This is a genomic window from Mesorhizobium sp. M7A.F.Ca.ET.027.03.2.1 (assembly GCF_003999175.1).
Classification (GTDB): Bacteria; Pseudomonadota; Alphaproteobacteria; order Rhizobiales; family Rhizobiaceae; genus Mesorhizobium.
Genome location: NZ_RZOM01001655.1, coordinates 1 through 774, shown reverse-complemented (window position 1 = coordinate 774; position 774 = coordinate 1). Strand labels below are relative to the sequence as shown.

Genomic DNA, 774 nt, shown 5'->3' with positions numbered 1-774 from the left:
TGTCCAGCCAGCTGAAGCCCGACTTGGAAGCGGGCGCACGAAACCCGCCCTCGACAAAGGACTTGGTCGCGATGTCGAATTCGCGCATCTCGCTGGCGTCGCCGCCATCCGGCGACATACTCACCAGGCAACGGTTGAAGTCCGGATAGAGTCGGCTTGCGCCGCCAAAAACCCATTTTATCCCCTCCTTCGCCGCAAGCTGGTCGAAGTCGATGATCGTTTCCCAGTCGGGCTTCTCGGTCTTGTAGGAAGCGACGGTCGTGCGGCGCCAGAGGCCGAGCACATTGGTCTTGTCCTGCCAGAAATTGTAGACATGGCCGGCTTTTGCCGCGCCGACCGCGATGTTGTCCTCGGCCGTCATCAGGTCGAGCGCGGTCTGGAACGACGCCTGATAGGACGGATCGCCCTGCAATTCGCCAACCGTGACCTCGTTCTGGCGATGTACCCAGTCCAATGACTGTTTGGCTGTCCTGTCCTCCAGCCAGAGGAAGGGATCGTTGGTCGAGGGGGTGGAATTCGGCGTCTGGGTGGCAGGCTTGGTCATCAGGTCTCCGATAAACGCGTTGCTTTGAAAAAGCCAACGCCGATAGGCCGTATCGATATTAACTATGCTCAGCGCACAATTGAGGCTTTCCGCCCACCAGCGAGGCTAGCAATAGCCAGCGCCAGGCACATCAAGCCAAGCGTGATCGGCAGACCTCTCGCGCCCATAACATCCATGGCGCCGCCCGCCAGCGGCGGCACGGCGATGCCGCCGACGCCCCACATCAAGGA

1 pseudogene is annotated in these 774 nt (G+C 60.7%); it reads right to left on the bottom strand.

Annotated features, from left to right (window positions below):
* Positions 1 to 544: pseudogene (locus tag EN750_RS37125) on the bottom strand (prolyl oligopeptidase family protein); the annotation flags it as partial.
* Positions 545 to 774 lie beyond the last annotated feature (230 nt).